Annotated in this window: 7 protein-coding genes and 1 pseudogene; 3 read left to right on the top strand and 5 right to left on the bottom strand. The window is 68.2% G+C overall.

The genetic code is table 11. The annotated features are described in order from the left end of the window. Positions 1-80 precede the first annotated feature (80 nt). The 4 genes from VFG33_RS27705 to VFG33_RS27690 all read right to left on the bottom strand — a co-directional run bounded on the left by VFG33_RS27705 (position 81) and on the right by VFG33_RS27690 (position 4,045). On the bottom strand, positions 81-608 hold the full coding sequence (locus VFG33_RS27705; protein ID WP_325055906.1) for a ferritin: 528 nt from the start codon (positions 606-608) through the stop codon (positions 81-83). 75 nt (positions 609-683) lie between these two features. Beyond that, on the bottom strand, positions 684-1,097 hold the full coding sequence (locus tag VFG33_RS27700; RefSeq protein ID WP_325055905.1) for a hypothetical protein: 414 nt from the start codon (positions 1,095-1,097) through the stop codon (positions 684-686). Between the two features lie 18 nt (positions 1,098-1,115). After that, positions 1,116-3,014 carry a DUF2264 domain-containing protein gene (locus VFG33_RS27695; protein WP_325055904.1) on the bottom strand — a complete coding sequence of 633 codons (1,899 nt, stop codon included), beginning with the start codon at positions 3,012-3,014 and terminating at the stop codon, positions 1,116-1,118. Beyond that, positions 3,011-4,045 (bottom strand): hydroxyacid dehydrogenase, encoded by a 1,035-nt coding sequence (locus VFG33_RS27690; RefSeq protein ID WP_325055903.1) that lies wholly within the window; start codon positions 4,043-4,045, stop codon positions 3,011-3,013. Before VFG33_RS27690 ends, VFG33_RS27695 begins: the two co-directional genes overlap by 4 nt. A 181-nt stretch (positions 4,046-4,226) precedes the next feature. On the opposite strand from VFG33_RS27690, the gene VFG33_RS27685 reads away from it, so the two are divergent. After that, entirely contained in the window at positions 4,227-5,141 is a 915-nt protein-coding gene (locus tag VFG33_RS27685) for a proteasome assembly chaperone family protein (protein WP_325055902.1), read from the top strand. Between the two features lie 59 nt (positions 5,142-5,200). Here VFG33_RS27685 and VFG33_RS27680 read toward each other — a convergent pair whose 3' ends face one another. Continuing rightward, positions 5,201-5,698 (bottom strand): DoxX family protein, encoded by a 498-nt coding sequence (locus VFG33_RS27680; protein ID WP_325055901.1) that lies wholly within the window; start codon positions 5,696-5,698, stop codon positions 5,201-5,203. Between the two features lie 140 nt (positions 5,699-5,838). Here VFG33_RS27680 and VFG33_RS27675 point away from each other — a divergent pair, with 140 nt between their 5' ends. Together VFG33_RS27675 and VFG33_RS27670 are read left to right on the top strand one after the other, a co-directional pair. Then, on the top strand, positions 5,839-6,687 hold the full coding sequence (locus VFG33_RS27675) for an acyl-CoA thioesterase (protein WP_325055900.1): 849 nt from the start codon (positions 5,839-5,841) through the stop codon (positions 6,685-6,687). A gap of 171 nt (positions 6,688-6,858) precedes the next feature. Next, positions 6,859-7,080 (top strand): annotated as a pseudogene (locus VFG33_RS27670) (threonine--tRNA ligase); the annotation flags it as partial.

Below are 7,080 nucleotides of genomic sequence, written 5' to 3'. Positions count from 1 at the left end.
TCCTGGTAGTTGCCAAAAGCCCCTAGGCAGGTGAAGGTCAGGCGCCGCCCCCGCGAGGGCGGCAGCCCTGAAACTTCCAGTCAGACCTTGCCGCCGGCTGCTCTGGGGGAGGTGGGGTCGGCTCCCTCGTCGCCGACCTTCTCGCGGGCGAGGTAGTCCTCCAGGTGGAACAGGTTGTCGCCGGCCCGCTTCGCGACGTTGACCAGCGTCGTCATCGCGGCGACCTCCTCGACCTGCTCCTTGAGGAACCACTGCATGAACTGCTCGCCGACGTAGTCGCCCTCGTCCCGCGCGGTCCGGGCCAGCGTCTCGATCTGCTTGGTGACGGTGATCTCCTGCTGGAGCGCCAGTTCGAGTGGCTCGATCGCGCTCTTGAAGTCGTTCAGCACATCACCGGTGCCGGGGATCTGCGGCCGGATGTCCATGTCGAGCAGGTACTGGATCATCATCATCGCGTGGTTGCGCTCTTCGAGGGCCTGCTTGTAGAAGTGCCCGGCCAACTGCGGGAGGTCCTGGTCGTCGAACCAGACAGCGACTGCCGTGTACTGCTGCGACGCCGTGAATTCGTTGCGAATCTGTTCCTGAAGGAGTTTCGGATACGTGCTCATGAACGCCAATGTAGTGCTCTCCGGGCGATTTCTCACCGTTGGGGAGCCTGCCCTAACGGCGTGTCATCAGAAGAATCAAGCAGCTCCCTGCACGTGCGAGCGGATCGCCGGCAGGTTCCCGAGCGGCGCGAAATACCCGCTGATCCCGTGATCGAAGGTGATCGCCGCGATCCCTTGCTGCAGCCAGACCGGCGCCTGCGCGACCGCGTCCTGCGGCGCCAGCGCGAGCACCGGCACCTCCACGTCGGCCTCCGCCAGCCCGTTCTCGATCGCGAATCCGCGCGCCCGCTGGGCCGACGTGAACGCCATCAGGAACGGCTGCTCCTGGTGCACCCCGACGAACGGCTGCGGGTTGTCCGCCTCGCCGCGCTGGACGAACCACCAGCGGTCCAGCCCGAAAGTTGCCGTCCACAACCTTTCCTGGTTCGCGGCGCTCGGGTCGGTACGAACCGCCTCGGCCAGGACATCGGTGACAACTGCCTCGCTCATGACTCCGACCGTACGACGTCAGCGGTTCCCCAGCCGCACCAGTTCGGTCTCCGCCCCCGGCAGTGTGATGCTGATCTCCTGACCGTCGACCGCCACATCGATGCCCTCGGCACGGGCCTCAGGGCGGATCGCGTCACGGGTCAGCAACACAGCGTGCACAAGGACCAACGGTTCACCGGAGTGAGCAGTCGTCAGGTACGGCGTCGCCGAATGCGGGCCGAACGGGTTCGCCCCGAGATCACGGTGCACCCCGGCCGCGTCGTACCCATGCAGGTTCACCACCGCCGACATCAGGCCGTCCGCGTTCCGCGCCGACGCCCACGCAGTACCGGCTGTTGCTGAAGGCAAGGAATCGCCCGCCACCGCGAAGCCGCCGCTGCGGACCAGCGCACCGGCCGGTCCTTCGACGAGCGCGCAGCGGATCTCCCAGCCGCCGTGCACGACGGACGTGATCTCGATCGGCCACGGACCGTCCTCGCCCAGCCACGCCTTGTGCCACGACGACGCAGAGCGAGCGCCGATGCCGAGCCGCCTGATCCGCCCACGAGCACTCGATCGGCCCTGCTGGTCGACGAGCGAGGTCAGGTTGTCGATCCCGGCGGACGAGTCGGTGAGCTCAGGACCGGCGTGGTTGGCGTACGCGAGTCGGTTGTAGTGCGGATCGGCCGAAGGCTCGACACCCGAAGGCTCAGCCGGCGGCGCGTGGTCGGCCCCGTGGTTCACCAGTTGCACCACCTGGTCGTGCCGGCTCGCGTGCACGATCCAGCCGGGCGCGGGCATCGAGCGGATCTGGTCCGCCTCATCCAGCGGCAGCGTCTCCTCGGCATCCGACCAGACCGGGTGCTCCGGCGGCAGCAGCAGTCCGATGAACCCCTTGCTGGCCCAGTACGGCGACCCCGGACCGGAGTACGGCTGAGTCGTCGGCAGGAACGTGTCGTACCACCCGAGCGTCAGCAGCCCCCGCTCATCCGGTACGCCGTGCTGCACGAAATGCCGCGCGATCCCCGAGCAAAGCCGCCGGGTCTGCCCCGGAGACAGGGGAGTGGCATCCAGAACCGCGCCCATCCAGTACGGCGTCGCCGCGGCCATCCGATACGTCAGCGACCGTCCTTGGTAGACCGGCGCCCCGTCGTTCCCGACCAGGTGGATCGCATCCTCCAGGAACAGCGAGAGCCGCTCGCGGTAGAGCTTCAGCCGATCGTCGTACTGCGCGCCTGGGGTGGCCGCCGCCATCCGGGTCCACAGGCCCGGGTAGAGGTGCATCGCCCAGCCGATGTAGTTGTCGAAGTTCTGCCCGTCGCCGTCGGAGTACCAGCCGTCCCCGACGTACCAGTCCTCGATCCGGTCCAGGCCGCCCTCGATGTCCTCCTTGGAGTACGGTGCGCCGACGGACGCCAGGAACTGCTCGCTCACGACCTGGAACAACCGCCAGTTGTTGTCGTGCGTGGTGGACCCGATGAACCCGCCGAGCCACTCCGCCACGTGCTCCTGAGCGCGGGTGTCCAGCCGGTCCCAGATCCACTCGCGCGACTCGTGCAGGGCGACGGCGATGGCGGCGGCCTCCACCATCTGCTGCGACCGTGGGGTGAGCCGCAGCCAGGCCTCTGGGTGATCCGGGTTCGCCCCGTTCGCGACCCCGCGCGCATACCGCTCGATCAGTTGCTCGCAGCCCTCGCCACGCACGCCCGCGATCCGGAAGGCGGCCAGCATGAACGAGCGCGCGAATCCCTCGAGTTCGTCCGAGGATGTCCCCGACCTGCTCGGTCGTCCCGGCAGCACCACCCGGGCTGAGCCAGGGGAGAAGTACGGGATCAGCGAGTCCAGCAGGTGGTCCGCCAGCGCCTCCCAGTGGGCCCGGACCCAGCCGGTCTGGCGGGACAGCACTCGATCGGTGTCAGGCAGGATGAGGCGGCTCATGCGATCCTTCCGAGTTCGGTGCGGCTGATGGCGTGGAGCAGGGGAGCGCCGGCGGCGAACCGTTCGACCTCACCGACAGCGAGCTCGCCGAGGCGCGCGATCTCGTTGCCGACGGCGCCGGCCAGGTGCGGGGTGATGAACACGTTCGGCAGGTCGAGCAGCTTGGACTCTGGCAGCAATGGCTCGGGGTCGGTCACATCCAGCACCGCATCGATCCGGCCAGAGACGCACTCGCGCTCGAGGGCCTCGGCGTCGATGATCTTGCCGCGGGCGGTGTTGATCAGGACGGACCCGTCCCGGAGCAGGCCGAGCAGCCGCGCATTGATCATTCCGACCGTCTCCGGCAGCAAGGGCGCGTGCACGCTGAGGATGTCGCTCCGGCTGAACAGCGAGTCCAGGTCGACCAGTTCGGCGCCCAGCTCAGCTGCCTCGGCCTCGCTCAGATACGGATCACTGATCAGTACTTCGAGATCGAAAGCGCGCAGGCGGTCCGCCACCATCCGGCCGATCCTGGAAGCCCCGAGTAGTCCGACGGTGGTGCCGTAGTTGCCCGGCACGCTCTTCGGATTCGGCTTCCGCCTGCTCAGCCGGTACTCCGCTCCGAGGCGGAAGGCCCGCTTTCCACTGAGCACGATCGTGGCCACGGTGTACTCCGCGACGGGCAGCGCGTTCGCCACCACCGCCGACGACACCAGGATCCCGCGGTCGAACGCGGCCGGGTCGATGAACCCCTTCACCGAGCCCGCCGAGTGGATGATCGCCCGGAGCCGGGGAGCCGCGTCGAGCACCTCGGGGGTGATCGCGGGGCAACCCCAGCCGGTCAGAAGCACATCCACCCCGGCCAGCGCGCCGCGGATCGCGGGATCGTCGAGGAACGCGCTGCCCGGACCGGCCCGCAGTACGTCGGCGACCTGGTCGAGGCGGGCGCGGACCGGCGGTACCAGCACCAGCTCCCGGCTGGACTCGTTCATCGCCAGCATCACTGTCGGGGTGTTCAGGGCGGTCTGGGCCGGCTCTTCTTCGGTGCGCACAAGAGCACGCTAGCAAGCGCTTTCCAAAAGCGCTCGTCCGCCCGCGTCGCGACGGGGATGCTGAGAAGACCGAAAGAATGTCCAGGAGCGGAATTCCTGGCCGGTGACGAGGCGTTGTTCGAGGTGAGGGCAGGATAGAGGGGCCTACCCGCCCTGTTGGCCACTGTTGAAGGAGACGACGATGCTGCGACCGGACGACCTCTACGAGATCGTCGACGAGTCGGTGGAGACCGGCCCGGCGGCCTCGCCGAAGGTACTGGTGCATTCGCTGGACGGGTTCATGGACGCCGGGCAGGCCGGACGGGTGACCGCCGACCATCTGCTCGAGGTGCTGGACAACCGGCTGCTGGCGAGGTTCGACGTCGACCAGCTGCACGACTACCGGGCGCGCCGTCCCGAGGTGACCTTCGCCGAGGACAAGTTCATCGACTACAGCCCGCCGACGCTGTCGCTGCACCTGCTGACCGACGACGCCGGTGTCGAGTTCCTGCTGCTGGAGGGCGTCGAGCCCGACAACCACTGGAACCGGTTCGCCGGCGCGGTGCGGCAGCTGATCGAGATGTACAACGTCACGTTGACGGTGGGCGTGCACGGCGTACCGATGGGTGTGCCGCACACGAGGCCGCTCGGGCTGACCGCCCACGCGACCCGGCCGGAGCTGGTCACCAAGTCGAACATCTGGGACGGCGAGATGCGTCTTCCCGCCAGCGCGGGGACCATGCTGCAGGTGCGGCTGGGCGAGGCCGGCAAGGACGCGATGGGATTCGCGGTCCACGTGCCGCACTACCTCGCGGAGAACCGCTTCCCGGGTGCCGCGCTCGCTCTGGTGCACGCCATTTCGGCGGCCACGGGCCTGCTGCTCCCTAGCAAGGCGTTGCTCGATGAGGCCGCGATGACCGGACGGCTGGTCGACGAGCAGGTCGAGGCCTCCGAGGACGCTTCCGCCGTCGTCAACGCCCTGGAGACCCAGTACGACGCCGCGGCGGGCTCGCTCAGCCGAGGAAGCCTGCTGGCCGGATCGACGCCGTCGGCCGAAGAGCTGGGCGCCGAGGTCGAGCAGTTCCTCGCAGAGCTCAACCGCGACGAAGACAACTAACACTTGCGCGCACGAAGGACCTCGGGTCACCCGAGGTCCTTCGTGCGTTAGAGGAAGGTTCAGGCCGGTACGGCGAGGCGGCCCTTGCTGCCGGCGGTGACGAATCCGTCCACGCTGACCCGGCCGGCTCCGACGGCGGCGAGGGTGAGGGCTGACAGGCCGAGAACGACGACCAGTTCCCAGCCGCCCTCGGTGACGAAGACGCCGTTCGACAGGTGCACGAAGAGGAACGCGCCGGCCATGTCCATGGCGAGCAGGAGGCCGGCGACGCTGGTCAGCAGTCCCAGGATCAGGGCAGCCCCACCGACGAGTTCGGCCGCGGCGGCGTAGTACGCGGAAAGGGTGGGCGCGGGAACGCCCATCTGCTCGAAGTTTGCGGCGGTGGCGTCGAGTCCGTTCGTGCTGAACTTCTGCCAGCCGTGGGCGACGAACACGATGCCGACGCCGACGCGGGCGAGCAGCAGAACGAGGTCGCGCGAGGCGGCCCGGGCGCCGGCCGCGCGGCCGGCCAGGGTGCGGGGAAGCTGCGAGGTGGGGGTCAGCGAGCGGGGGGTCATAGCTGGCTCCAGTCAGTCGATGAGTCTCATTGAGCGTTCAAGTGGACGCTACCGACGGCGACCGAAAGCTCACCGAAAAATGCGTCGGCAGGTGAGCGGACGCACACTGGATCCCGGTCCCGGACCTGACAGGATGAGGTATGCCCGAGTCCCTGGAGGATCTGGTCGAGCTGCTCGACCTGGAGATGATCGACGTCGACCTGTTCCGCGGCCGGCAGCCGCAGACCTCGGCGCAGCGCGTGTTCGGTGGTCAGGTGCTCGGTCAGGCGCTGGTCGCGGCCAGCCGTACGGTCGACCCTGAGCGGATCGTGCACTCGTTGCACGGATACTTCCTGCGGCCCGGCGACACCGCGGTACCGATCGTCTACAAGGCTGAGCGGATCCGGGACGGCAGGACGTTCAGCAGCCGTCGGGTGGTCGCGTCGCAGCACGGCAAGACGATCTTCTACATGTCCACGTCGTACCAGCGGCCCGAGCCCGGCCTCGACCACTCCGACCCGATGCCGGACGAACTGGTCCCGCCGGAGCAGGCGCCCACGTTGGCCTCGGTGTTCGAGGCAGCCTCCGGACGTAAGGCCGAGGACTGGAACAAGGAGTGGGCCGCCCTCGACGTCCGGCTCGCGGGCGTGAGCGGCCGGCAGTTCTGGATCCGGGCCGCCGGCAAGCTTCCGGACGAGCCGGCCTTACATGCTTGCGTTCTGGCCTATGCGAGCGACCTGACGTTGCTAGGGGCAAGCTTGTTGCCGCACGGCATCATCATCGGCGACCGCCGGATCCAGCCGGCCTCGATCGACCACGCGCTGTGGTTCCATCGCGAGTTCCGCGCGGACGAGTGGCTGCTGTACGACCAGGCCTCGCCGTCGGCCTCGGGAGCCCGCGGGTTCGCCACCGGCCGCCTCTTCACCCAGGACGGCCGCCTGATCGCCTCGGTAGCCCAGGAAGGCCTGATCCGCCCGATCGGCCTCGACCTCGAGGACGAATCGAGTTGACGAAATCTGCTAGCTTTGAGGACATGAGCCAGCACGTTGTGGAGACGACGACGCCGAGGTATGTCCCGGCGCGCTGACAGCTGACTGTTTTCGAAGCCCCGGGGCGAGTGCCCCGGGGCTTCGCCATTTCCGGCCTCCACTCGCCTCATCTGATGACGAGGAGTCCAACTCATGTACGACCACCGCAAGCTCGGCCGTGAACTCGGCCTGTTCGACTCGGATCCGCTGATCGGGTCCGGCCTGCCCTACTGGTTGCCCGCCGGAGCCGCGATCCGCCAGGCCCTGGAGCGCTACATCGCCGAGGTCGAGCGAAGAGCCGGCTACCAGCAGGTCTATTCACCCGTGCTCGGCAAGCGCGAGCTGTATGAGATCTCGGGCCACTGGTCGAAATAC

Origin of the sequence: Kribbella sp., from assembly GCF_035687465.1 — a bacterium.
Lineage (GTDB): Bacteria > Actinomycetota > Actinomycetes > Propionibacteriales > Kribbellaceae > Kribbella.
The sequence above is the reverse complement of the archived record's forward strand: the minus strand, read 5'-3'. Positions and strand labels throughout refer to the sequence as shown.

What these genes read in the sequence shown, in the direction of transcription:
- VFG33_RS27705 (WP_325055906.1), bottom strand. Translation starts at nt 608, where the DNA reads ATGAGCACGTATCCGAAACTCCTTCAGGAACAGATTCGCAACGAATTC.
- VFG33_RS27700 (WP_325055905.1), bottom strand. Translation starts at nt 1,097, where the DNA reads ATGAGCGAGGCAGTTGTCACCGATGTCCTGGCCGAGGCGGTTCGTACC.
- VFG33_RS27695 (WP_325055904.1), bottom strand. Translation starts at nt 3,014, where the DNA reads ATGAGCCGCCTCATCCTGCCTGACACCGATCGAGTGCTGTCCCGCCAG.
- VFG33_RS27685 (WP_325055902.1), top strand. Translation starts at nt 4,227, where the DNA reads ATGCTGCGACCGGACGACCTCTACGAGATCGTCGACGAGTCGGTGGAG.
- VFG33_RS27680 (WP_325055901.1), bottom strand. Translation starts at nt 5,698, where the DNA reads ATGACCCCCCGCTCGCTGACCCCCACCTCGCAGCTTCCCCGCACCCTG.
- VFG33_RS27675 (WP_325055900.1), top strand. Translation starts at nt 5,839, where the DNA reads ATGCCCGAGTCCCTGGAGGATCTGGTCGAGCTGCTCGACCTGGAGATG.